The organism is Streptomyces niveiscabiei, assembly GCF_001419795.1.
Classification (GTDB): Bacteria; Actinomycetota; Actinomycetes; order Streptomycetales; family Streptomycetaceae; genus Streptomyces; species Streptomyces niveiscabiei.
Genome location: NZ_LIRL01001222.1, coordinates 1 through 1,420 on the forward strand (window position 1 = coordinate 1; position 1,420 = coordinate 1,420).

A 1,420-nucleotide genomic window follows, 5' to 3' on the forward strand; every position below is an offset into this window, starting at 1 on the left:
CCCTGTGATCTTCACCCCACCCCCGGTGGCGTACGGTGCGGTGACACCAGCGACACGAGGAGGCGTCGATGACGCAGCGGGCTCTGATCACGGGCATCGGGGGCAGGGAGCCGAAGATCGACGGCGAGGCGTTCGTGGCGCCGACGGCGAGCGTGATCGGGGACGTGACGCTGGGGGCGGGCGCGAGCGTCTGGTACGGGGCCGTGCTGCGCGGGGACGTCGAGTCGATCGCGGTCGGCGCGGCCAGCAACGTGCAGGACAACTGCACGCTGCACGCGGACCCCGGGTTCCCGGTGACCATCGGGGAGCGCGTGTCGGTCGGCCACAACGCGGTCGTGCACGGGGCGACGGTCGAGGACGACTGCCTGGTCGGGATGGGGGCGACCGTCCTCAACGGGGCGGTGATCGGGGCGGGTTCACTGATCGCCGCGCAGGCGCTGGTCCCGCAGGGGATGGTCGTCCCGCCCGGTTCACTGGTCGCGGGCGTCCCGGCGAAGGTGCGGCGCGAACTGACCGCCGAGGAGCGCGACGGAGTCACGCTCAACGGCACGGCGTACGCCGAACTGGCCAAGGCGCACAGGGAAGTTCACGGCGGCTAGAGCGTTCACTCGGCTGCGGGAACCGGCTCCGCGCCCTCGGCGCTCGCCTGCGCCTTCTTCGCCTTCCGCTTCAGCACCAGCATCGACGTGACCCCGATGAGCAGCGCGAGGACGAGACCCAGCCACGAGAACCGCTTGAGCCAGTCCTCGGCGACGATCCCGACGTAGTAGATGACGGCGGTGGTGCCCCCGGCCCAGGCGATCCCGCCGAGGACGTTCGCCGTGAGGAACTTCCAGTACGGCATGTGCAGCACCCCGGCGAGGGGTCCGGCGAAGATCCGCAGGAGGGCGACGAAGCGGCCGAAGAAGACCGCCCACATGCCCCACTTCTCGAAGGAGCGCTCGGCGGTCGCGATGTGCCCGGCGCTGAAGTGGCGCGGGAACTTCCCGCCGAGCCAGGCGAGCAGCGGCCGTCCGCCCTTGCGGCCGATCGCGTAGCCGATGGAGTCGCCGACGACGGCGCCGACGGTCGCGCAGGCGCCGAGGACGATCGGGTTGACGCCCGCGTGCTGGGAGGAGAGCAGCGCGGCCGAGACGAGGATGATCTCGCCGGGCAGCGGGATGCCGAGGCTCTCCAGCCCGATGACCAGCCCCACCACCGCGTACACGGCGGCCGGAGGCACCGAGTCGAGCCACTCCTGGACGTGCACCGCGGGGTTCCTTCCGTTGGACGTCGACGAACTCCGCGAGCCTACCGAACGCGCGGGGGTGGAGCGGGCCGCACCTCAGGGCCGGGCCCCCACCGCGCCGCCGGCCGCCTCAAGGACGTCTGCACGAGCCGAGCCTCACACCTCCACCCGCGCCCGCAGCCGCAGTTCCCC

The 1,420-nt window shown here is 72.2% G+C and carries 2 protein-coding genes; one reads left to right on the forward strand and one right to left on the reverse strand.

Going from position 1 to position 1,420, the window contains the following annotated elements; all coding sequences use genetic code 11:
• Positions 1–68 precede the first annotated feature (68 nt).
• Complete coding sequence (locus AOK24_RS42325) at positions 69–599, forward strand: gamma carbonic anhydrase family protein (RefSeq protein WP_055725186.1); 531 nt, start codon at positions 69–71, stop codon at positions 597–599.
• A 5-nt stretch (positions 600–604) separates the two neighbouring features.
• Here AOK24_RS42325 and AOK24_RS42330 read toward each other — a convergent pair whose 3' ends face one another.
• Positions 605–1,249 carry a DedA family protein gene (locus AOK24_RS42330; RefSeq protein ID WP_055725187.1) on the reverse strand — a complete coding sequence of 215 codons (645 nt, stop codon included), beginning with the start codon at positions 1,247–1,249 and terminating at the stop codon, positions 605–607.
• Positions 1,250–1,420: the final 171 nt, after the last annotated feature.

Bases quoted from the DNA above. Each gene is read 5' to 3' on its own strand.
- AOK24_RS42325 (WP_055725186.1), top strand. From the start codon at position 69: ATGACGCAGCGGGCTCTGATCACGGGCATCGGGGGCAGGGAGCCGAAG.